The sequence below is a fragment of the Winogradskyella sp. ABM4_392 genome, from assembly GCF_056160445.1.
In genome coordinates this window covers 106521-130401 of the sequence record NZ_JBSWXE010000001.1, presented here as the reverse complement: position 1 = coordinate 130401, position 23881 = coordinate 106521, and the positions used below count along the sequence as shown (strand labels likewise).

22 protein-coding genes are annotated in these 23881 nt (G+C 33.1%); 9 read left to right on the top strand and 13 right to left on the bottom strand.

What is annotated here, in order from left to right:
- The first annotated feature begins 203 nt into the window (after nt 1–203).
- The 7 genes from ACXAFS_RS00480 (at nt 204) to ACXAFS_RS00450 (ending at nt 10516) form a co-directional block, all read left to right on the top strand.
- Nucleotides 204–1361, top strand: a complete 1158-nt coding sequence (locus tag ACXAFS_RS00480; protein WP_475304583.1) for a homogentisate 1,2-dioxygenase — start codon at nt 204–206, stop codon at nt 1359–1361.
- Nucleotides 1362–1448: 87 nt separating this feature from the next.
- Nucleotides 1449–2609 carry a 4-hydroxyphenylpyruvate dioxygenase gene (gene hppD, locus ACXAFS_RS00475; protein WP_475304582.1) on the top strand — a complete coding sequence of 387 codons (1161 nt, stop codon included), beginning with the start codon at nt 1449–1451 and terminating at the stop codon, nt 2607–2609.
- Between the two features lie 284 nt (nt 2610–2893).
- The gene (locus tag ACXAFS_RS00470) at nt 2894–3688 is read left to right on the top strand and encodes a DUF3108 domain-containing protein (protein ID WP_475304580.1); all 795 of its coding nucleotides are present in this window, start codon (nt 2894–2896) and stop codon (nt 3686–3688) included.
- A gap of 3 nt (nt 3689–3691) precedes the next feature.
- Nucleotides 3692–4624 (top strand): tryptophan 2,3-dioxygenase family protein, encoded by a 933-nt coding sequence (locus ACXAFS_RS00465; RefSeq protein ID WP_475304579.1) that lies wholly within the window; start codon nt 3692–3694, stop codon nt 4622–4624.
- A 10-nt stretch (nt 4625–4634) separates the two neighbouring features.
- Complete coding sequence (locus tag ACXAFS_RS00460; protein WP_475304578.1) at nt 4635–5951, top strand: peptidoglycan DD-metalloendopeptidase family protein; 1317 nt, start codon at nt 4635–4637, stop codon at nt 5949–5951.
- Entirely contained in the window at nt 5951–7600 is a 1650-nt protein-coding gene (gene pgi / locus ACXAFS_RS00455; RefSeq protein ID WP_475304577.1) for a glucose-6-phosphate isomerase, read from the top strand. Before ACXAFS_RS00460 ends, pgi begins: the two co-directional genes overlap by 1 nt.
- Before the next feature lie 159 nt (nt 7601–7759).
- Entirely contained in the window at nt 7760–10516 is a 2757-nt protein-coding gene (locus ACXAFS_RS00450; protein WP_475304576.1) for a TonB-dependent receptor, read from the top strand.
- A gap of 67 nt (nt 10517–10583) precedes the next feature.
- On the opposite strand, the gene gldD is transcribed toward ACXAFS_RS00450, so the two are convergent.
- The 4 genes from gldD to mutY form a co-directional block, all read right to left on the bottom strand.
- Nucleotides 10584–11156, bottom strand: a complete 573-nt coding sequence (gldD, locus tag ACXAFS_RS00445; RefSeq protein WP_475304575.1) for a gliding motility lipoprotein GldD — start codon at nt 11154–11156, stop codon at nt 10584–10586.
- A 28-nt stretch (nt 11157–11184) separates the two neighbouring features.
- Nucleotides 11185–12531 (bottom strand): gliding motility-associated protein GldE, encoded by a 1347-nt coding sequence (locus ACXAFS_RS00440; protein WP_475304573.1) that lies wholly within the window; start codon nt 12529–12531, stop codon nt 11185–11187.
- A gap of 16 nt (nt 12532–12547) precedes the next feature.
- Complete coding sequence (locus ACXAFS_RS00435; protein WP_138432303.1) at nt 12548–12994, bottom strand: single-stranded DNA-binding protein; 447 nt, start codon at nt 12992–12994, stop codon at nt 12548–12550.
- Between the two features lie 83 nt (nt 12995–13077).
- Complete coding sequence (gene mutY / locus ACXAFS_RS00430) at nt 13078–14118, bottom strand: A/G-specific adenine glycosylase (RefSeq protein ID WP_475304572.1); 1041 nt, start codon at nt 14116–14118, stop codon at nt 13078–13080.
- 133 nt (nt 14119–14251) lie between these two features.
- Here mutY and ACXAFS_RS00425 point away from each other — a divergent pair, with 133 nt between their 5' ends.
- Nucleotides 14252–14542 carry an HU family DNA-binding protein gene (locus ACXAFS_RS00425; RefSeq protein ID WP_076619727.1) on the top strand — a complete coding sequence of 97 codons (291 nt, stop codon included), beginning with the start codon at nt 14252–14254 and terminating at the stop codon, nt 14540–14542.
- A 320-nt stretch (nt 14543–14862) separates the two neighbouring features.
- Entirely contained in the window at nt 14863–16407 is a 1545-nt protein-coding gene (locus tag ACXAFS_RS00420) for an Rne/Rng family ribonuclease (RefSeq protein WP_475304570.1), read from the top strand.
- 54 nt (nt 16408–16461) lie between these two features.
- Here the strand turns inward: ACXAFS_RS00420 and ACXAFS_RS00415 are convergent, their stop codons facing one another.
- The 9 genes from ACXAFS_RS00415 to ACXAFS_RS00375 all read right to left on the bottom strand — a co-directional run bounded on the left by ACXAFS_RS00415 (nt 16462) and on the right by ACXAFS_RS00375 (nt 23795).
- Nucleotides 16462–17691, bottom strand: coding sequence for a DUF5686 family protein (locus ACXAFS_RS00415; RefSeq protein ID WP_475304569.1), 1230 nt, complete (start codon nt 17689–17691; stop codon nt 16462–16464).
- Between the two features lie 157 nt (nt 17692–17848).
- Nucleotides 17849–18403 (bottom strand): ribosome recycling factor, encoded by a 555-nt coding sequence (frr, locus tag ACXAFS_RS00410; RefSeq protein ID WP_475304568.1) that lies wholly within the window; start codon nt 18401–18403, stop codon nt 17849–17851.
- 44 nt (nt 18404–18447) lie between these two features.
- Entirely contained in the window at nt 18448–19155 is a 708-nt protein-coding gene (pyrH, locus tag ACXAFS_RS00405) for a UMP kinase (protein ID WP_138432298.1), read from the bottom strand.
- 126 nt (nt 19156–19281) lie between these two features.
- Nucleotides 19282–20256, bottom strand: coding sequence for a translation elongation factor Ts (gene tsf / locus ACXAFS_RS00400; protein WP_475304566.1), 975 nt, complete (start codon nt 20254–20256; stop codon nt 19282–19284).
- A gap of 84 nt (nt 20257–20340) precedes the next feature.
- The gene (rpsB, locus tag ACXAFS_RS00395) at nt 20341–21105 is read right to left on the bottom strand and encodes a 30S ribosomal protein S2 (RefSeq protein ID WP_475304564.1); all 765 of its coding nucleotides are present in this window, start codon (nt 21103–21105) and stop codon (nt 20341–20343) included.
- A gap of 208 nt (nt 21106–21313) precedes the next feature.
- On the bottom strand, nt 21314–21700 hold the full coding sequence (gene rpsI, locus ACXAFS_RS00390; protein ID WP_475304562.1) for a 30S ribosomal protein S9: 387 nt from the start codon (nt 21698–21700) through the stop codon (nt 21314–21316).
- Nucleotides 21700–22155 carry a 50S ribosomal protein L13 gene (gene rplM, locus ACXAFS_RS00385; protein WP_475304561.1) on the bottom strand — a complete coding sequence of 152 codons (456 nt, stop codon included), beginning with the start codon at nt 22153–22155 and terminating at the stop codon, nt 21700–21702. Before rplM ends, rpsI begins: the two co-directional genes overlap by 1 nt.
- 161 nt (nt 22156–22316) lie before the next feature.
- Entirely contained in the window at nt 22317–22751 is a 435-nt protein-coding gene (locus ACXAFS_RS00380; RefSeq protein WP_475304559.1) for a universal stress protein, read from the bottom strand.
- Nucleotides 22752–22835: 84 nt separating this feature from the next.
- Nucleotides 22836–23795 carry an L-threonylcarbamoyladenylate synthase gene (locus ACXAFS_RS00375; protein WP_475304558.1) on the bottom strand — a complete coding sequence of 320 codons (960 nt, stop codon included), beginning with the start codon at nt 23793–23795 and terminating at the stop codon, nt 22836–22838.
- Nucleotides 23796–23881 lie beyond the last annotated feature (86 nt).

Sequence of the window (23881 nt, the reverse complement as noted above, 5' to 3'; positions counted from 1 at the left end):
TATAAACTTTGTAACACTATGACACCATTCTGGGAAAACTTAAAACTTCATTTACACTTCCTAATCAAAAGGAATCCAGAATAAGTATGCATTTTTGTTTTTTCTGTTAAACCAGAAATCTCTTAATTTTTGTACCTTTAAAAGCGTTGTTCGGTTACTTCAAATAAACGAATAAACAAATCAACAATTAAACTAAAACACAAATGCCATTTTATCATAAATTAGGAAAAATTCCACCAAAGCGCCACACGCAGTTTAAAAAACCAGATGGCAGCTTTTACTACGAACAGTTATTTGGCACTATAGGTTTTGATGGTATGTCAACCAATAGTTACCATGAACAAAGACCAACGCAAGTAAAAGAAATAAGAAAGCAATACAGTGTAGCTCCAAAAATTGCTAAAGCAAATAACATGCAATCGTACCGTTTGCATGGGTTTAAAGTAAAGCCAGAAAATGACTATTTAGACAGTAGAAAAATAGTGTTGACTAATAGCGATTGTAATATCATATTGGCTGCGCCAAAAGAATCTACAAGAGATTATTTTTATAAAAACACAGATGCAGACGAACTTATTTTTGTACACAAAGGCACAGGTAAGTTGCGCACCATGTTGGGTAATTTAGATTTTAAATATGGGGATTATCTATTAGTACCAAGAGGAATTATCTACAAAATGGATTTTGATACTGAGGATAATCGTCTATTTATTGTAGAGTCTTACAGACCAATTTATACACCAAAACGTTACCGAAATTGGTTTGGACAATTATTGGAGCATTCTCCTTTTTGTGAGCGCGATTTGCGTCAACCGCAAGAATTAGAAACATATAATGAATCTGGAGACTTTTTAATAAAAATAAAAAAGCAAGATGAAATCATAGAAATGGTTTATGCATCACATCCTTTTGATGTTATTGGATATGACGGTTATAACTATCCTTATGCCTTTTCTATACATGATTTTGAGCCTATAACAGGTCGTGTACATCAACCACCACCAGTACATCAAACTTTTGAAACCGATGCCTTTGTGGTGTGTAGTTTTGTGCCACGCTTGTACGATTATCATCCATTGGCAGTGCCAGCGCCTTACAATCATAGTAATATAGATAGCGATGAGGTATTGTATTACGTTGATGGAGATTTTATGAGCAGAAATGATATTGCCGCAGGTCATATATCATTGCATCCAGCAGGTATACCTCATGGCCCACATCCAGGTGCTATGGAGCGCAGTATTGGTAAAGTAAAAACAGACGAATTAGCTGTTATGGTAGATACTTTTAAGCCATTAAAGGTTACAGAAGAAGCATTAAAAATTGCCGACGAAGATTATTATAAATCTTGGTTGGAGTAAATTTCATTCCTGCAAAGACAGGAATCTCATTATAAAAAAATAACAAAATAGATTCCTGTTGTCACAGGAATAATAAATAAAGAAAAGATGTCAAAAGAAATAAAATCCGTTGAATACGGTCTAGAAAAAATTTTTGAGGGTGCTCAAGATTTTCTTCCGCTTTTAGGAACAGATTATGTGGAATTTTATGTGGGTAATGCCAAACAAGCAGCACATTTTTATAAAACAGCATTCGGTTTTCAATCTTTTGCTTACAAAGGTTTAGAAACAGGAAGTAAAGACACTGTATCTTATGTGTTAAAGCAAGACAAAATAAGATTAGTATTAACAACACCTTTGAATTCTAAGCATCCAATTAATGACCATATTGTAAAGCATGGAGACGGAGTTAAGGTTGTTGCACTTTGGGTAGAGGATGCACGTAAGTCTTACGAAGAAACCACTAAGCGTGGTGCCAAATCTTACATGGAACCAACAGTAGAAACTGATGAGTTTGGCGAGGTCGTAAGAGCAGGAATATATACTTATGGAGAAACGGTACACATGTTTGTAGAGCGCAAAAACTACAACGGAGTATTTATGCCTAAGTTCGAAAAATGGGAATCCGATTATAATCCTGAGCCAGTAGGTCTAAAGTATGTAGATCATATGGTAGGCAATGTTGGTTGGGGAGAAATGAATACTTGGGTAAAATGGTACGAGGATGTTATGGGATTTGTTAACTTCCTATCGTTTGATGATAAGCAAATCCATACCGAATACTCAGCATTAATGAGTAAAGTGATGAGCAATGGTAATGGAAGAATCAAATTCCCAATTAACGAGCCAGCTGAAGGTAAAAAACGTTCTCAGATAGAAGAATATTTAGATTTTTATGAAGGGCCAGGAGTACAGCATATAGCTGTTGCAACGGATGATATTATAAAAACAGTATCAGAAATGCGTAAAAGAGGAGTTGAGTTTTTATCTATTCCGCCAGAAGAATACTACAGAGCTGTACCAGGTCGATTAGAAGAATTTAGCCACGAATTAAGAGAAGATATTGAAGTTTTAAAAGGACTTGGTATTATGATTGATGCTGATGAAGAGGGCTATTTACTTCAAATTTTCACTAAGCCAGTTGAAGATAGGCCAACGTTATTCTTTGAAATCATTCAACGAATGGGAGCAAGAGGTTTTGGTGCAGGTAACTTTAAAGCCTTGTTTGAATCCATAGAGAGAGAACAGGCAAAAAGAGGAACGTTATAAAACAAAGCGCGTTTAGATCCCTATTTCTAAACGCGCTAATAAAAACCAACTCTTAAATTCATAACACAAAAAATAAATACTTCTATACTTAATGTGTTGTGGTTTGCTCTACTTTGTTATCGAGAAATATTAAAAATGTGAGCACTAAATCGGAAAAACAATAAATTAACCCAATGTTTTTGCTTGTATTTCAGGGTTTTAATAGATTTGGAATAGTAATTGTAATTAAGATAATTGTAACACAAAAATTGAGTTACATTATTTAAATTTACAAACGGAATATTATGAAATACATACTTACAATATTAGTTTTTTTAGTTGGTCTTAAAGCACCAAGTTCAGAGCAAGAACCTGCATTTAAGTCTGGTGAGTGGTTTAAGTTTAGGATGAGTTACAGTGGTTGGTTTAAGGCAGGTGAGGCAACGCTTAAAGTTGATGAAAAAAAGCTTAATGGTAAGTCAGTATATCATGTTGTTGGAAAAGGGAAAACTACAGGTCCTGTTAACTTATTCTTTAAAGTTAGAGATCGTTACGAAAGTTATTTCGATAAAGAAACTGGTGCACCATATAAGTTTATTAGAAAGATAGATGAAGGAGGACATACCAAAGATATTGAGATTGAGTTTAATCATGAGGAGCAAAAAGCTGTTGTAAATAATAAAAAACACAAAAAGATTAAGACTATTGCAACTGAGAAAGATGTACAGGATATGGTTTCTATGTATTACTATTTAAGAAATAGTATTGACACTGATAATCTTAAAATTGGTGATGAAATAAAAACAAATATGTTTTTTGATGAAGAAAACTACGGTTTTAAACTAAAATATCTAGGTAAGGAGACAATAAAAGTGGACATCAACGGTTCAAGGGTTAAGGTAAAATCTTTAAAGTTTAGACCTTATGTTATGGCTGGTCGTGTGTTTAAAGAAGAAGAAAGTTTAACTTTGTGGGTAAGTGCAGATAAAAATAAAATCCCACTAAAAATAAAGGCAGATTTAGCAGTAGGTTCGCTTCGTGCCGACTTAGAAGAGTTTAAAGGATTAAAACATGCCTTTCCGATAGTATTTGATAATTAATTTATGTCAGACCAACCAAATTACGATGAGATTTTAGAACAACTTCAAGAGAAGTATGTTAAGATAGACCAAGATACAGATGACCATTTATACGGCTTGCTATACAGCAAGCCGATTACATATTGGGATTATATACAAACAGATGCGTTGCTAAATCTTCAGATACAGCGCACAACTTTACCAGATGAGATGGTGTTTATAGCCTATCATCAAATAAATGAGCTCATTTTTAAAATGATCCTTTGGGAAATCTCTCAAGTCGCCGAAAAAGAAAATCTAGATGTAGTCTTTTTTGAAAATAAAATAATGCGAATAAGCCGTTATTTTGATATGCTCACGACCTCTTTCAATATTATGAGAGAAGGTATGGAGGTAGAACAATACATGAAGTTTAGGTATACACTAACGCCAGCAAGTGGTTTTCAAAGCGCTCAGTATCGACTCATTGAATTTGCTTCTACAGAGTTAATCAATCTTATAGATTATAGATTTAGAGCAGATATTGACCGAAACACTCCATATACACACGCTTTTGAACATTTATACTGGCAAGCCGCAGGAAAAGATCACAAAACAGGTAAAAAATCTACACTTTTAGTTAATTTTGAAAAGCGTTATAAGGACGAGTTTTTAAGATTTATGCAAAAATACAACACCAAAAATCTTTGGACTCGTTTTAAAGAGTTGCCTTCTGAAGATCAAAAAGATAAAGGTTTGGTAAAAGCCATGCGTCATTTTGATTATACGGTTAATGTAACTTGGGTAATGGCGCATTATAATGCTGCTAAGCATTATATAGAAAGTGGAATTGGAGATGGTGAGGCAACTGGAGGAAGTGACTGGAAAAAGTATATGCATCCAAGATATCAAAGACGTATCTTCTTTCCAGATTTATGGTCAGAAGAAGAATTAGAAAATTGGGGAAATAATATATAATTAGCGATTAATGCGTTTAAAGGGATTATTAGTACTTGCTGTTTTTACGGTGTTTTTTTATGCATGTAAAGAAGACAATTCTGAAGAGAATTATAAAAAGGAAATTGCAGAAAAGAAACAAGAAGAAAAAATTCTAGAATTCGGTTTTGATTTAAAAAAGTTCGAATTCAAAAGAGATACTGTAAGAAAAGGGGATACTTTCGGTATTATACTAGAGAGAAATAATATTGGCTATCCAGAAATATTTCAAATAGCAGAGAAAGCTAAAGATACTTTTGATATTGCTAGAAAACTTCAAGTAGGTAAACCGTACACTTTATTATATGATAAGAATAATGTAAATGATAGCATTCAAAAGCCTACAACATTTATTTATCAGCAAAATTTAGAGGATTATGTAGTTATAGATTTTAAAGATTCTATACAAGCTTACACACGTACAAAGCCAATAACTTATGTAGAAAAAGTAGCTACAGGCATTATAGAAAACAATATTTCTTTAACCTTAGAAAGTAAGGGCTTAAGTCAGGTTTTGGCAAATAAGATGGCAGATGATATATATGCTTGGACCATAGATTTTAGACGTCTTCAGCCTGGTGATAGATTTAAGGTAATTTATACAGACAAATACATAAACGATTCTATCTATGCAGGAGTGCACGATGTAAAAGCAGCTTATTTTGAACACAATGGTGATTCGTTATATGCTTTTCAGTTTCAAACAGATTCAATAAAAGGTATTAAAGACTACTTTAATGAAGAGGCAAAAAATCTTAGACGAGCTTTTTTAAAAATGCCAGTAAAGTTTGGAAGGTTATCTTCTCGTTATAATCTAAAAAGACGAATAGCTTATTATGGTTACAAGCTTAGGCCTCACAAAGGAACCGACTTCGCAGCACCTATTGGCACACCTATTATGGCAACGGCAAATGGTACAGTTACAGAATCTACCAGACGAGGTGGAAATGGTAAATATGTAAAGATTAGACACAATGCTACTTATAGTACCCAGTATTTGCATATGAGTAGACAGACTGTTAAAAAAGGACAATACGTTAAACAAGGCGATATCATTGGCTATATTGGAATGACTGGTAATACTGGTGGACCACATGTGTGTTATCGTTTTTGGAAAAACGGTAAACAAGTTGATCCTTTTAAACAAAAATTACCAGAAGCAGAACCAATTTCAGATAGTTTAAAGGCAAGATATTTAGAACATATTAAGCCTATAAAACAAAGACTCGATAATATTTTCTTTTTAGAAACGGAGTCTGAAAATACTGAAAACACTATAACAGAAGATAATACAGCAGATATACAATAATGGCACTTAAATCTACAAACCCAACAACAACAAAATCTTGGAAAAAATTACAAGCTCACTTTGAAGGTATTAAGTCTACTCATCTAAAAGATCTTTTTAAGTCTAACTCTAAAAGAGCGGATGAGCTTACTGTAAAGTGGAATGATTTTTATGTGGATTTTTCAAAAAACAGAATCACACAAGAAACGCTTGATACTTTAATTGAACTAGCAAATGAGGTAGATTTAAAAGATGCTATCACCAAGTATTTTGAAGGTGATATTATTAACGCTACAGAAGGTAGAGCGGTATTGCATACGGCTTTAAGAGCTGAAGAAAACTCAGAAGTTTTTGTTGATAGTAAAAATGTAATGCCAGAAGTTTATGAAGTAAAGCAAAAGATTAAAACTTTTACTGACGCTGTTGTAAATGGAAAGCATAAGGGATACACAGGCAAAAACATAACAGATATTGTAAATATTGGTATTGGTGGCTCAGATCTTGGGCCAGCAATGGTTGTTGATTCGCTTCAGTATTACAAAAACCATCTAAATACACACTTTGTAAGTAATGTAGATGGTGACCATCATAAAGAGATTGTTAAAGATTTAAATCCAGAGACAACATTATTTGTCATTGTTTCAAAAACGTTTACAACTCAAGAAACACTATCTAATGCAAATTCTATTAGAACTTGGTTTTTAGAGCGTTTACCAGAAGATGCAATTTCTAAGCATTTTGTGGCCGTATCTACCAATATTGAGAGTGTAAAAGCTTTCGGTATAGATGAAAATAACATCTTCCCAATGAAAGATTGGGTTGGAGGTCGTTTTTCATTGTGGAGTGCTGTTGGTTTATCAATTAGCTTATCTCTAGGTTATAATAACTTTGAAAACCTATTAGAAGGTGCTCGTAAAATGGATGAGCATTTTAAAACTACCGAGTTTAACAAAAACATACCAGTAATATCGGCTTTACTCACAGTTTGGTACAATAATTTTTTTAATGCAGAAAGTGAAGCTATAATACCATATACGCAATATTTAAATCAATTTGCAACTTATCTGCAACAAGGTATTATGGAAAGTAATGGTAAGTTTGTAGATAAGTCTGGTGATGTGGTGAATTACCAAACTGGTACAATTATTTGGGGCGAGCCTGGTACAAATTCACAACATGCTTTTTTTCAATTAATACATCAAGGTACTAAATTGATACCAGCTGATTTTATTGGTTTTATAGAATCATTACACGGTAATAAAGGTCACCACGATAAATTAATGTCTAATTACTTTGCCCAAACAGAAGCCTTAATGAATGGAAAAACTAAGGAAGAAGTATTGGCAGAGTTTGAAGGAACAAATCTATCTGACTCTGAAAAAGAAAGATTACTACCATTTAAAATTTTCGAAGGGAATAAGCCAACAACTTCAATATTAATTCAAAGATTAACGCCAGAAAGCTTAGGTAAGCTTATAGCCTTGTATGAGCACAAAATTTTTGTACAAGGTATCATATGGAATATTTATAGCTATGACCAATTTGGTGTTGAGTTAGGTAAGCAATTAGCAAAAACCATCCTTAAAGAGCTAACCATTGGTTCAAATTCAGTTAAACACGATTCTTCAACGCAACATTTAATTGATTTTTATAAAGAAAACCGCAAATAATTGTTAAAAAAAATATAATAAATTAATTATGCATGCATATAATATGCGAAAAGTATAATTAAATTGCACTGTTAAATTTCTTAACATTTAGGTAATATTATAACCATTGTTATATGTAATTTTGCGCCACTAATAGAAACCAATTAACTTAAATTTTATATGAAAAAATTTAACCAATTTTTATTTGCAGCTGTAATGATGCTATTCACTACAGTAGCGTTTGCTCAAGCCACTGTTACAGGTAAAGTAGTAGATGGCGAGACAAGTTCACCATTACCAGGTGCTAATGTATTAGTAAAAGGCACAACAAATGGTGCAACTACTGATTTTGATGGTAATTTCTCTCTTACTGCACAATCTAATTCGGGAGAGATAGTGATTTCTTACGTAGGCTTTGGTTCAAAGACTATCAAGTTTAGTGGAGACACAAATGTAGGTACCATAACTTTAAACCCGGACAATTCATTAGATGAAGTTGTTGTTGTTGGTACAGGTATTATCGATTTAGCTGATGACAGAAAAACACCAGTTGCTGTATCTACAATTAGAGCTACAGAAATTCAACAAAAAATCGGTGCTCAAGATATTACTATGACCTTAGTTAATACTCCGTCTGTTTATGTTGCTGGTCAAGCAGGAGGTTTTGGTGATTCTAATATTCGTGTTCGTGGATTTGATCAAGATAATACAGCATATCTATTAAATGGTCAGCCTATCAATGGAATGGAAGATGGTAAAATGTACTGGTCTAACTGGTCTGGTATGAACGATGTTGCTAACGCTGTTCAAATCCAAAGAGGTCTTGGTTCTTCTAAATTAGCAATCTCTTCTGTTGGTGGTACAGTAAACTTTGTTACCAGAACAACAGATAAAAGAGAAGGTGGTTATTTTTACACTGGTATTGCTAATGACGATTATTTAAAAACGACGTTGTCTTATAATACTGGAAGAAATGAAAAAGGATGGGGAACAAGTTTTATGCTTTCTCATTGGCAAGGTGATGGTTACAACGAAGGTACTTTTGGTCAAGGTCAAACTTACTTCTTCTCTTTAGGTTACCAGCCTAATGATAAGCATAATTTTAACTTTTTGATTACAGGTGCTCCTCAGAGACACGACCAAAACTTTACTAAGGCTATATCTTCTTATTTAGAATATGGTAGAAAATACAATAACAACTGGGGAACTTACAAAGGTGAGTATATGACAGAAAGAAGAAACTTCTATCATAAGCCAGTAGCTAATTTAAACTGGGATTTTAACATTAACGAAACTACAAATCTTTCTACTGTATTATATGCATCTTGGGGATTAGGTGGAGGAACAGGTAACAGAGGTAACCGTATCCGTACTGATGAAGGAAGAATAGATTATGATGCTATTTATGCATTTAACGAGAGCGTAGAAGATGGTGCTGGTGGTTATTTTGCTGCTGGAGGTGGTTATGTGACTAGATCATCTATGAATTTACATAGCTGGTATGGTTTAGTAACTAACTTAGAAAAACAGTTATCTGAAAACTTAACATGGAATGTTGGTTTTGACTTAAGAACTTATTATGGTAAGCACTTTAGATTAGTTGAGAATTTCCATGGCCTACAATCTTGGCAAGAAAATATTCGTTTAAGAGATCAAAACAATAATCATGATACTTACGGTAGTTTTGGAACTTATAAGCGAGTTATTGCTACAGAAGATTTATCTGCTGATCCTTGGCAAGTATTATTTGCTAATGCATATAACTGGGATGAAGACCAAAAGATTGCATATAGTAATGACGAAAGAATCTCTTACGGTGGATTGTTTACTCAGTTAGAATATTCTAACGACAAATTATCTGCTTTCTTCCAAGGTTCTGTTTCTAATCAATATCACCAAAGATTTGATTTCTACCAATATGCAGATCAAGATTTAATTGATGGCACTTCTAGTCAAAATGTTTTAGATGTTAACGGTGACCCGGTTCCATTACCAGAAGGAATTACAGATGGTGTAGATTCTGAAAAAGTAAACAACTTTGGTTTTAACGTAAAAGCTGGTGGTAGTTACTTAGTTGCAGATGATCACAGAGTATATGCTAATGTTGGTTATTACGACCGTCAGCCATACCACGATAATATTTACTTAAACTTTACAAACTTAGTTAACCCGTTAACAGAGAACGAAAAAATCTTCGGATTAGAAGCAGGTTACTCTTTTAAGAGCCCATATTTCACTGCTAATGTTAACTTATATAGAACCTCTTGGAAAGATAGAGTTGTAACTTCATCAAACGTTGTTGATGATCAGTTACAATTTACAACTAACCAAGGTGTAGAGCAAGTACATACAGGTGTTGAGGTAGATTTTGTTGCTAGACCAATGGCAGATTTAAGAGTAAATGGATTTGTGTCTGTAGGTAACTGGGAGTATAAAGGTGAAGGTGTAACAAGAATATTAGATGAAGAGCAGGTTCTTATTGATACATTTAATCAAGATTTTGATGGTGGAAAAGTTGGTGGTGCAGCTCAGTTTACTGCAGGTTTAGGTGCTAACTGGCAAATTAACCAAAACTTCTCTGTAGATTCTGATATAAGATATTATGATAAGTTATATGCAGATGTTGGTGCAGTTAAAGAAAACTTAGAGTTACCATCTTTCAACTTAGTTGATTTAGGGATGTCTTATAAAATGTTCGTAGGTAAAGAAAAAGATAAGACGGTTAATTTCCGTGTCAACATTAACAACTTATTTGACTACGTATATTTATCTGAGCTTACTACAAATATCAAAGCTGATGATTTAATTGATTCAGATGACCCATCACTTGGTACTTATGAGTCAAATGGACAAGTATATAATGGTATTGCTACAGCTAACCAAGGTTACTTTGGTTTAGGTAGAACATGGAACTTTGCAATTAGATATAACTTCTAATTACAATAGTGATAGTAATAAAAAAAGCAGCCAATCGGCTGCTTTTTTTATTATTAAAATCTTAAGTTTAATTTTCTTTCCACTTTATAGATTCCATTAAACGCTTAATATCTTTTTTAAGATATTCTGATGCTGGATAAATAGAATCGTAATTAGGTTTAGCATAAAAGTATAAAGAACCACTAAGAAAATGTTCTGTGCTATCTGTAACATAAAATTGAGATTGAGAGGCAGCATCACCACCAACCTCGTACAACATGCCATAAACCTTATCTACAGGATTTTCAAAAGGTTTGTAAGTTATTTCATCTGCCTTCATGGTATGCTTTTGTGTAAGATTTTGAGCATCACGTAGCAGACTATCCAAATTATTATCTACTGTTTTATAACTTAAATAAATCGTAGCTTTTAATGAAGGGTATTTTACATCTAAACCTCTAACATTTCCCGAGGTTTTAACCTTAGAAACTGATGCTGATAAAGCATTTTTATCAAAAGAAAAAGGAAGTGATGAGGTTACTTTTTTATATTGGGCATCAGGATACTCTAAACGCAAGTAACCTTTTGGTTTTGGTAATGATGGATCATTACCACAACCTAACATAAAGAGACTGATTATAGGTATTAATATACGTTTCATATAACGTCCTTCTAAAGAAGGATATTTTTTAATTTAAATTATCTAAAAGCGTAAGCTTAATTTGTTTTATGCGTTTGCGCTCTAAGGCTTCAATAGTAAAAACGTAATTTTTAAAATTTATTTTACTTCCAACTCTTGGGAACCCTCCTGATATTTCTAAAACAAAACCAGCTAGTGTTTCTGCATCACCTTTTTTATTCTCAAAATCATCAGCTTCATTGTCTTCTAAGGCAATGATTTTATAAACATCTTTTAGAGGTGTTTTACCTTCAAAACTATAATTATTATCATCAAGTTTTGTGTAAACTAAATCCTCATCATCATATTCATCACTTATATCACCAACAATTTCTTCAATAATATCTTCTAAAGACACCAAACCAGAAGTGCCGCCATACTCATCAACAACTACAGCTAAGTGTACTTTTTTAGTTTGAAACTCTACCATTAAATCATCTAGCTTTTTATTTTCTGGCACAAAGAAAGGCTCTCTTAGTAAAGTTGTCCAATTAAATTTTTTCTCATTTAGATGTGGTAGAAGGTCTTTTACATATAGTACACCTTTAACATCATCTATGCTTTCTTCATAAACCGGAATCCTAGAATAACCATTATCTACTATTTCTTTTATGATAGTGTCAAAAGGAGTGTCAATATTTAAGGCAAACAAGTCCATTCGAGGTCGCATTACCTGTTTAGTATCTGTATTACCAAAAGATACAATACCTTGCAGTAACTTTTGTTCTTCTTGCGTGGTGTCCTCGTCATTAGTAAGCTCTAAAGCTTGGGATAATTGGTCTACGCTAAGATTAGAACGTTGTTTACCAAATCGTTCCTGTATTTTAAGTGTAGTATAACGCATTGGAAGGCTTATTGGAGAAAATATAACATCCAAAACCTTTAAAGGTCTTGCCATAAAGGAAGCAAACTTAACACTGTTCCTACTTGCATAAATCTTAGGAATAATTTCACCAAAAAGAAGTATAATAAATGTAACAACACCAACCTTCAAGAAGAAGGCTAATTCAAGCTCAAAAACATATAAATCTACAGAATAGTTAAGATTTTCAAAGTAATTTTCACTAATACTTGCAAATAGTAAAACAATAGCAATATTTATAAAGTTGTTAGCAACAAGAATAGTAGCTAATAACTTTTTTGGGCGTTCTAATAATGAAGAAATTAACTGCATGGCAGAAGAGTTATCTTCAATACCCTTATCTATGTTAGATTTGGTTAAAGAAAAGAGTGCAACTTCGGCTCCCGAAATAAGAGCAGAGCAGGCTAATAGTATAATAAGTAAAATTATACTAGTTATAAACGATGTATTGGTAACTAATAAATTTGAAAGTAAAACCGAGGGTTCTGGATCCAAAATAAAATTAATTTAATTAAAATGGTAAATCGTCATCCTCTTCTGGAACAACACTGTTTTGAGCAGGTTGCTGAGGTTGAGATGGTTGTTGAGCAACAGGATTAGATGGTCCTTGTTGCTGTTCGTTTTTATTGGTTAAAAAGGTGAAGTCGGTACATTGTATCTCTGTAGAATAGCGCTCCATGCCTTTATCATCAGTCCATTTTCTTGTTTTAATACGTCCTTCTATATAAACCTTATCACCTTTGCTTAAGTATTTTTCACAAATCTCGGCAGCCTTATTTCTTACCACTATATTATGCCACTCGGTATTAGTTACGCGTTCATTGGTGGTTTTGTTGGTATAAGTTTCGTTTGTTGCTAAAGGAAAACGGCCAACACAGTTTTTATCATCGAAATAATGCATTTTTACTTCATCTCCTAAATGCCCAATTAGCATTACTTTATTCAATGTTCCTGACATATTAAAATGGTTTTAGCTTGCAAAGTTACTTAATTTGTAATCACACAATTAAAATTAAGAAAAAAATGTGATTCTTGTAGGAATTAGAAATTAAAAGCTTCAATAAAGTCTCCAATTAGCACAGGTACAGGATAACTTTTTAAATCTGTAATTGAGATGGTATTTTTTGACAGCTCTTCTGTTTCAATAATCCAGAATTTTGTATGAAGATGTTGGTGCGATAATTTATGTATTTTATCCTCTGTATTATATAAGGAGTAATCAAACTCTAGATTGCGTAAAATAGAATCTTCTATGTTGAGCAAATGAAATTCTTCAGGAGATAAACTCTTATTAGATTCTATTAATGGAAATTGATATAAATTTTGCCAAATACCTTTTGAGGTTCTTTTCTCGAGTATAGTATTCTTTCTTTTATCAATACACACTAAGAAGTTGAAAAACCTGTTCTTTACTTTCGTTTTTTTTAGTTTTACAGGTAATGAATCAATTAAATTCTTTTGAAGAGCAACACAACTTTCATTTAAAGGACAAACAATGCAATACGGATTTTTTGGTTTACACTGGGTGGCGCCAAATTCCATAATAGCTTGGTTAAAGGTTGCTGGTTCATTTTTATCGATAAGCGAAGATGCTAGCTCTTTAAATTCCTTTATACCTTTTGTTGAGTTTATTGGCGTATTGATGCCATAATAACGCGATAGTACTCTATAAACATTACCATCTACTACGGCTGCAACTTCGTTAAATGCTATTGAAGCTATAGCACTGGCTGTGTAATCACCAACACCTTTAAGTTTTATTAAACCATTGTAGTTATCCGGAAAATTACCATTAAGTTCAAACGCCACATATTTAGCAGTGGTATGAAGATTTCTTGCTCTGGAGTAGTAGCCTAGCCCTTGCCATAGTTTTAAAACGTCTTGTTCAGATGCATTTGCAAGATCAAAAACAGTAGGATATTGCTTAATAAAAGCATCATAATAAGGTAATCCTTGCTTAACTTGTGTTTGCTGTAAAATTATCTCTGAGAGCCAAATATGGTATGGATTTTTAGTGTTTCTCCAGGGTAAATCTCTTTTATTGTTTGAATACCAGTAAGTTAGTTTGTTTTTAAAATCCATTGAATTTTTAAATGCTAAAGCAAAATTAAATCTTTATTACGTTAAATTTTAATTAATTACGCTTGAAATATTGAAATTAAATTACATATATTTGCATCCCTTAAGATTTATAGTAACCCTAAAACTAATAACAATGACAAAAGCCGATTTAGTAGCTAAGATATCTGATAAATTAGGTATGGAGAAAGGTGACGTACAAGCTACAGTAGAAACTTTTATGGAAGAAGTAAAATCATCTCTAGAGAGTGGTGATAACGTATATTTAAGAGGTTTCGGAAGTTTTATTATTAAAACTAGAGCTGAAAAGACAGGTCGTAACATTTCCAAAAACACGACTATCAAAATTCCAGCTCACAACATACCAGCTTTTAAGCCAGCTAAAGTATTTTTAGAAGGTGTAAAATCTAATGTTGAAGTTAACTAAAGACATTAAACAAAATATTAATTTAAAAAAGCATTATTCATTATGCCAAGTGGTAAAAAAAGAAAAAGACACAAGGTAGCGACGCATAAGCGTAAAAAACGTAGACGCGCTAATCGTCACAAAAAGAAATAAGCTGGGAAAAAGTAGTTTTTAGACTACTTTTTTCAGTTTTAACAAGCGTTCTTTGATATAAAATTAGGTGTATTTAATAGAGTACATCTTAATTTGTTTGGATTTTCCGATATTTTATCGGAATCCTGTGTCAAATAATTTAGTAAAATCCATCTACCTCAATGAAGAGATAGATATAAATTAACATTATGAACAAAGAATTAATCGTAAGATCGAGTTCAGATATTGTTGATTTTGCCTTATTAAAAGATGGAAAACTTATTGAATTACATAAAGATGAAGAGGATAACAACTTTGCAGTAGGCGATATTTTTATTGCCAAAATCCGTAAAGTTATTCCAGGATTAAATGCAGCTTTCGTTAACGTGGGCTACGAAAAAGATGGATTTTTACACTATCATGATCTAGGACCAAAATTACCTTCACTTTTAAAATTCATTAAACGTGTAAGCACAGGAAAATTAAGAGATTACAGTCTCAAAGACTTTCCGTTTGAAAAAGATTTAGACAAAAATGGCAGTATAGCCAATGCGCTTAAATCTAATCAATCAATTTTAGTACAAGTAGTAAAAGAACCAATTTCTACAAAAGGACCTCGCATTAGTTCAGAATTGTCTATTGCAGGTAGATACATTGTTTTGGTACCTTTTTCTAATCGTATTTCAATTTCTCAAAAAATTGAATCTCAAGAAGAAAAAGATAGATTAAAACGATTAGTAAAAAGTATTACACCTAAAGGATTTGGTGTTATTATTCGTACTGTAGCAGAAGGCAAAAAAGTTGCCGAGCTAGATAGTGATTTACAGAATTTGCTGGCAAGATGGACAGCAATGTGTAAAAAGTTGTACAAAGCACATCACCCAACAAAAGTTTTAGGAGAAATGAACAAAGCGTCTTCTATTCTTAGAGATATTTTTAATGATTCATTCTCTGGTATTGTTGTAGATGATGAAGAGTTGTACTTACAAGTAAAAGATTACGTGCAAAAAATTGCACCGAAAAAAGAGTCAATCGTAAAGTATTATAAAAACGGCATTCCAGTTTTTGAAAAATATGGTATAGAACGCCAGATAAAAACATCTTTTGGAAAAACCGTTTCTATGGCTAAAGGAGCTTATCTTGTAATAGAACATACCGAAGCTATGCATGTTATAGATGTAAATAGTGGTAACCGTTCTAACAAAGAAAAAAGCCAAGAAGACACAGCCTTAGAAGTAAATCTAATTTCTGCAACAGAAATTGCTCGTCAATTACGCCTCCGTGATATGGGAGGAATCATTGTAGTTGATTTTATAGATATGGGCAGAGCAGAAAACCGAAAACAACTTTACAATCATCTCCGTGAAGAGATGAAAGATGACAAAGCAAAACATAAAATATTGCCGCCGAGTAAGTTTGGTTTAGTGCAAATTACCAGACAGCGCGTTAGGCCAGAGCGCAATATTAAAACTAAAGAAGAAAATCCTAATCTCGTAGGTGGAGACGAAATAGAAGCACCAATTAAAGTAGTGCAACGTATTAAGCAAGACCTAGAAAGGATTATTAAAAAAGACTATAAAAAGATAACCTTAAATGCACATCCTTTTATAGCAGCCTTTTTAACCAAAGGTTATCCATCGGTACGTACAAAGTGGTTCTTTGAACACAAAAAATGGGTAAAGATTATACCCAGAGATGCTTACACATATCTTGAATATCATTTTTTTGATAAAGATGGTAACAAAATCAAATAATATCTATTAGAAAAGCCCTTCCAGAATTTGGAAGGGTTTTTTGTTTTTAATAGCTTATAAAGAAATATTAAAAGTAAATTTAAAAGCAATATTATCTTCAAAATTAGGAAGATGATATGCGCCATAGCGATAGGCAAAACTCAATCCAAACCCAAGCAGAAGTTTATTGATTTCAAAACCAGACTCAGAATAGAGATGATTCAGCCTATTAAAGGTTATTCCTTGGTGTCTATTGATGCTTTTCATGTCTCCTAAGGCATATCTGGAAATAAGCACTAATTGTGGCTTAAAACGCTCTGAAATTTTAAAAGGTTTAAAGAAATGTTTTAGTTGAAGGGTAGAGAACTTGTCACTAAAAAATTCATTAAAATACATGGTTTCAAAACTATTAAGTCCAGCCACAGAAAAACGCTGCAGTATGGTTTCTTTGGTAATATTATTTGGATAGGCGTGATACAAATGTGTAAGAGGTGTCTCTCCACCTGCAATACCTGCTACAAGAGTAATATTTGTTTTAGAATCATTGCTGTGCCTAAATTGCTGAATAGTTCTAAAATCTAACTTAGAGAAATTAAAATCACTACCAAAAACAGATTTAAAACCTTGTGTAAATTGTAATGTAAATTTAGGATAACCATCTTTGGTAACTACAATTTGGTCTTCTTTTAACTCAAATTTGCTAAAAGGACTCCATTGTAAGCTAAATTTAGCTGTACTCAAATCAAACGTGTTATAAGACTCGCCACCTAATACAAAATTGTAATTATATGTAGGGTTAATTTTACTTGTTGAAAATTGTGTTTCAGATAATAAATGGTTAGATATTTTGTGCTGTATTCCTATGGATTTTGTAATGTGCCTATGAAATAAATCAATGTTAAGAAGTCTAGGCTCAAAGAAAGTGAAGAAGCGTTTGTCAGTTAAAAATGTAGAACTCCCTGTTTCCTTTAAGTCATCAGTATAAGCAAAGTTGATCCATGTATTGGTAGCTTTATTAACTCTAAATCCACCACCAATACTGTACTTATAGCGTTTATCTTTAAAGCCATAAACACCATAACCATTTACACGATAGCGTTCAGAAAATCGCTTGTTTGTAATACCACCTAGGCCTGTTCTAAAACCTTCATATTGATTAAACTTTATTAGGTATCTTAAATCTAAATCAAAGAAATTAACAGGTAAAAAACCGTTTCCTATATTTTTTAAGAATTCAGCCTTTTTTATAGAATCTCTAGCTGTTTTAGCAGAATCACTTTCTTTGGGAATAGGATTTTGAGCCATGCAGAAGGTTGCAAGACAAAGAAAAAAAATAGCAAGAGTATGCTTAAGCATATAAATGGATTAATATGAAAAGCTCAATATAAAAACTTCGCTTTACCTGAAATTTGTTTCAGATAGTTTGTCTTACCAAAAAAACTAAATCTAAAGCAAGATGACTTTAAACCGTCATAATTTCGTTTTCTTTTACATCAAGAATTTTATCTATTTTCTTAACGTAAGAATCGGTGAGTTCTTGTACATCGATTTCTGCATTTTTTTGTAGATCTTCTGAAACGTCAGCCTTTTTAATATCGTTCATGGCATCTTTACGCGCATTTCTAACACCTACTTTAGCATCTTCAGCTTCAGCTTTAGCCTGTTTTGCTAAATCCTTTCTACGTTCTTCAGTTAATGGAGGAACGTTGATAATGATAGTTTCTCCATTATTCATAGGATTAAAACCAAGATTCGCTAGCATTATACCACGCTCAATTTCTTGTAGCATGCTTTTTTCCCAAGGCTGAACAGAAATTGTTCTTCCGTCAGGTGTGTTAACATTGGCAACTTGGTTTAATGGTGTCTGAGAACCGTAATAATCTACCATAACACTTCCTAACATGGCAGGACTTGCTTTACCTGCTCTAATGTTTACCAATTGCTTTTCTAGATGCTTAATAGCATTGTCCATTGCTTCTTTTGCAGAATCTAATATAAATTGAATGTCTTCGTCCATAATTTTAAAATTTTAATTGTGAGTTATCAAAAGTTAAGCCAAAACTAAAGGTTAACTTCCGTGCCTATGGTCTCACCAGAAACTACTTTTAGTAAGTTTCCTTTTTTGTTCATATCAAATACTATAATTGGTAATTTATTTTCTTGACTAAGTGTAAATGCTGTTGTATCCATAACCTTTAGCCCTTTTCTTAGGACATCATCAAATGTAATATGGTCAAATTTAACCGCAGAACTATCTTTTTCAGGGTCTGCAGTGTAGATTCCATCAACACGTGTTCCTTTTAAAATAACATCAGCTTCAATCTCAATAGCTCTTAATACAGCTGCAGAATCTGTTGTAAAATAAGGATTACCGGTTCCTCCACCAAAAATAACGACACGTCCTTTCTCTAAATGACGCATTGCTTTACGTCTTATAAATGGCTCTGCAACCTCATTGATTTTAATAGCTGTTTGTAGTCTTGTAGGAATGTTAGCATCCTCTAAAGCACTTTGTAAGGCTAGTCCATTTATTACCGTAGCAAGCATTCCCATATGGTCTCCTTGTACACGATCCATACCATTACTAGCACCAGCAACACCTCTAAATATGTTTCCTCCACCAATAACTATAGCTACTTGTACACCTAAGTCGGTAATGGTTTTAATGTCTTGTGCATATTCTGCTAAACGTTGTGGATCTATACCATATTGACGCTCTCCCATTAAGGCCTCGCCAGATAATTTAAGTAAAATTCTTTTGTATTTCATTACTTGATTTGAAAGTTGAACAAAGCTACATAATTATTAGCATCTGTAAAAGTGAAAAAATTGCCAAAAAAAAGCCTCTCAATAATTGAAAGGCTTTTGGTATTATAAATTATTTTGAATAACGAATTATCCAACTGAAGCACGTTTGAAACCAGTTACTTCAACATCGCCAAATGTCTTAACGTATTCTGCAACAGTTTTCTTTTCGTCTTTAATGAATTTTTGGTCTAATAAACATTGCTCTTGGTCTAGAGTCGTGTTATCAGAAATAAAACGCTCCATTTTACCCGGTAAGATTCTATCCCAAATTTGCTCTGGCTTACCTTCAGCTTTTAATTCAGCTTTAGCATCTTCCTCAGCTTGTGCTAAAACTTCAGGAGTTAATTGTGCCATAGAGATATATTTAGGTACGTTCTTTAATGTTTTACCTAAACGAGCAAGCTCTTCATTGTCTTTTTCGATAACTGCGATACGAGCCTCAGTTTCTGAAGCTACAAAAGCAGGATCAAAATCTTTATAAGATAAAGTAGTTGCTCCCATAGAAGCTACTTGCATTGCTAAGTCTTTAACTAAAACATCAGCATTATCAACTTTTGCAGATAAACCTACTAAAGCAGCGATTTTATTAATGTGAACGTATTGTCCAACAAATGGTGCGTCTAATTTTTCAAAAGCAGTGATATCTAATTTTTCACCGATTACACCAGTCTGCTCAACTAATTTTTCAGCAACAGTCATACCACCAAAATCAGCAGCTAAAAACTCTTCTTTAGAGCTGTAGTTTAATGCAGCTTCAGCAAGATCGTTAGCTAATTTTACGAAGTTTTCGTTTTTACCTACGAAATCTGTTTCACAACCTAAAACGATAGCAACACCAGATGTGTTATCTGCATTTATTTTAGCAACAGCAGCACCTTCAGAAGAATCTCTGTCAGCTCTCTTTTCTGCAACTTTTTGTCCTTTTTTACGTAATACTTCAATGGCTTTATCAAAATCACCACCAGCTTCAACTAAAGCTTTTTTACAATCCATCATACCAGCACCAGTTGCTTGTCTTAGCTTGTTTACTTCTGCTGCTGTAATTTTTACAGTATTTTCCATAGTGTTTAATTTAAAAAAGTCGATTAATTAATGTTCTGCGAAGAAACGAATTAAACGACTTTTATATATTTTCTAAATGTTATTTTATTCTTCTTCTTGAGCTGCTACTGGAGCTTTCTCAGCTTTTTTAGCTTTACCGCTATCTTTATCTGCTCTCTCAGCTTTTCTTTCGTTTAATCCATCTTGAATTGCAGATGAAACAATAGATAAAACTTTATTGATAGATTTTGAAGCGTCATCATTTGCTGGGATTAAATAGTCAACCTGACGTGGGTCAGAGTTAGTATCAACCATTGCAAAGATTGGTATGTTTAATTTTTGAGCTTCTTTAATAGCAATGTGCTCTCTTAAAGTATCTACAACAAATAAAGCGCCTGGCAAACGTGTCATATCAGAGATAGAACCTAAGTTCTTTTCTAATTTAGCACGTTGACGGTCTATTTGTAATTTCTCTCTTTTTGATAATGACTCAAAAGTACCGTCTTTTTTCATACGATCAATCGAAGACATTTTCTTAACAGCTTTACGAATCGTTACAAAGTTTGTAAGCATTCCACCTGGCCAACGCTCTGTAATGTAAGGTTGGTTTACAGATCCAGCTTTCTCAGCTACGATATCTTTAGCTTGTTTCTTTGTAGCTACAAATAAGATTTTTTTACCTGATGCAGCAATTTTGCTTAATGCAGCACAAGTTTCTTCAATCTTAGCAGCTGTTTTGTAAAGGTTAATAATGTGAATTCCGTTACGCTCCATGTAGATATAAGGAGCCATGTTTGGATTCCACTTACGTGTTAGGTGACCAAAGTGTACACCTGCGTCTAGTAGTTCTTTTACTTCTACTTTTTCCATTTTTGTAATAGTTTACGTTCTGTTGAATTAGCAATGATTAAGTGGTTTTTATTTGCCTTAATCATTTAGATGCTAAACTAAATCCTGACAGTGATGTCATGGACAACAATAACTGGTTTATAAATTGCTGCACTATACAGCGGTTTTCAATAAAATAAAATAATTCAGAACTTAAAAAGTCAAGTTCTGAATTAAGTGTTGTTGGATATTAACGTTTAGAGAACTGGAATTTCTTACGCGCTTTCTTCTGACCGAATTTCTTACGCTCTACCATTCTTGGATCTCTTGTTAATAGACCTTCTGGCTTTAATATTGCTCTGTTTTCAGCATCTAATTCGCACATTGCACGAGATAATGCTAAACGTATAGCTTCCGCCTGGCCGGTGATACCACCTCCATATACGTTAACAGTAATATCAAAGTTGCCATCATTGTTAGTCATAGCTAAAGGTTGGTTTACTTTATACTGCAACGTTGCAGTAGTAAAATAATCCGCCATGTCTTTTTTGTTCACCGTAATGTTACCTTTTCCTTTGGCAACGTATACACGGGCAACAGCCGTCTTTCTACGGCCAATTTTGTGAATTACTTCCATTAGTTAAATTCGTTTAAATTAATTGCTTTTGGCTTTTGAGCTTCATGAGCGTGCTCAGCACCAGCAACAACAGTTAAGTTACGGAATAATTGTGCTCCTAATTTGTTTTTAGGCAACATTCCTTTTACTGACTTTTCTACTAATCTGGTTGGATCTTTCTCAAACATCTCAGTAGCAGTCAAGCTTCTTTGACCACCTGGATAACCTGTGTGACGGATATAACTTTTATCTGTCCACTTGTTACCAGTTAAGTTGATTTTCTCTGCGTTTACAACGATTACATTGTCACCGCAATCAACGTGTGGCGTAAAGTTAGGCTTGTGCTTACCTCTTAAAAGTATTGCTACTTTTGAAGCTAAGCGACCTAAAGTTTGTCCTTCAGCATCAACTAAAACCCACTCCTTATTAACGGTAGCTTTGTTAGCAGAAACTGTTTTGTAGCTTAATGTATCCACACTAATTTGATTTATTATTGCACCAAAGGGTACAAAAGATTAAACATTCCTCTTCCGAAAAAGAGTTTGCAAATTTACGACAAACAATTGGATTGACAAACCTTGAAATGGTTTTTTTTGAACTGAAAATCAGTAATGTTAGGATGGATGTAAAAATACAATTAATCTAAAGGTACAACTAAGACAGGAATATTAGTTTTTTTAATCAAACCTTCAGAAACACTTCCAAATAACGCTTTGTAAATAAGGCCATGTATCTCATGACCGATAACAATAAGATCAATATTTAATTTTTCTGCTTTTTTTAGTATGGTTTCTACCGTACTACCTTGAATTAATAAAGCTTCACATTTAATACCTTCTCTTGTTAATTCGTTAGCAAAATCCTGAAGTTTCTGATGTTCCTCACGTAATTGATTGGCTCTATTATCCCTAACCGATTGTGGCCCAACATCAAAACCTACATAATCAGGATCAGGTGACGCAACATGTATCAACCAAACTTTAGAGTTAAATTTTTTACTTATTTCTAGAGTTTTGTCTACAAGTATTGTTTCTCCACCATTAAAGTCTAAAGAAAGTAAAATATTTTTCATGGCAATAAGTATTAGATTAACATACAAACACAATATTATGCTTAATAAGTTAAGAAATATTATTGTTGAAACTAATGAGAAGTATCAGTTTTTAGTAGCTCTTGTTAATCTATCATTTATGGATTTTCCTAAACCATAATCCGGTAGTCGCTCAGCAATGATAAGATCTAAGTCTTGTTGATCTAATTGATGCAATGCATCATACAATTTTGAAGCCGCTTCTTCAAGATTCTTGCCTTCGGATAGCACAATTTTGAAATGAATAGCATCATCATTCAAAATATCATTAAAGGTTAGAAGACCAATTTTTAAATCTTTATGAGTTTTAATGGCTTCCGCAATATTTGTGGTGAGAATTGTTTTCGTTTTAGGTGCATAATGACGCTCTAACATACCTGGTGCGTCAGGTGCATTCTCTTTTTTATTTTTAATTTCAATTCTTCCAACTACGGCTCCAATAGCTTCAATAGAAGTAGAGCCAAGTCTATATATAATAGGTTCACCGTTTTCAAAACCAATAATTGTAGATTCAATACCGCTTTTACATGGACCACCATCTAAAACCATTTGAATTTTATCCATAAAGTAACTTTCAACATGCTCAGCTTTTGTTGGGCTAATTCTATTAAATGGATTAGCACTTGGAGCAGCAAGTGGAAAATCTAATTTGCTCAAAAGGTCTAATGTAAGCGGATGATTAGGAATTCTAACAGCAACTGTGTCTTTTCCGCCAGTAATTAAATCTGGTATTATGGATTTCTTTTTTAAAACCAAAGTTAAGGGTCCAGGCCAAAAGGCTTCAGCCAAGAGTTTTGCTTTTTCAGGAAACTCTTCAACAATAGTCTCGAGATAATCGATACTAGGAATATGAACAATCAACGGATTAAAAAATGGACGTTCTTTAGTTTCAAAAATAGCTTTTACCGCTTTTTCTGAAAAGATATTGCCAGCCAAACCATAAACCGTTTCAGTTGGTATAGCAACAAGCTCTTCATTATTAAGAAGCTCTACAGCTTTTGATAAATCTGTTGATATGATGCTCATAATGTCTTTCAAGATGCAAAATTACTTCAAAAAAGAGAATCTATCATAAGGTACCAATCGAATTCTACACACTTATTAACGATATT